Raw genomic sequence first — 234 nt, forward strand, 5'->3', positions numbered from 1 at the left:
TTTCTGAAATCATCACGCCACTTTTTTACTGGTATCCACCAAGCTAATTTATTAATATTATTTTTTATATTTTCAAATTTACTTTCATAAGAATTAATAACATTATATAATTCTGAATTATTTGATAAATTTTCATTAATTTTTACTATATTATATGAATCTTCTTTGTAATTTATCTTATCTTTAAGTTCTTTATATTTAGCCCTTATATCAGCTGAAAATTTAGCAAATTTT

Annotated in this window: 1 pseudogene; it reads right to left on the bottom strand. The window is 19.7% G+C overall.

What is annotated here, in order from left to right:
* Positions 1-234 (bottom strand): annotated as a pseudogene (locus EZH24_RS13850) (radical SAM protein); the annotation flags it as partial.

It is taken from the genome of Brachyspira catarrhinii (assembly GCF_005518285.1).
In the GTDB taxonomy this organism is placed as follows: Bacteria; Spirochaetota; Brachyspiria; order Brachyspirales; family Brachyspiraceae; genus Brachyspira; species Brachyspira catarrhinii.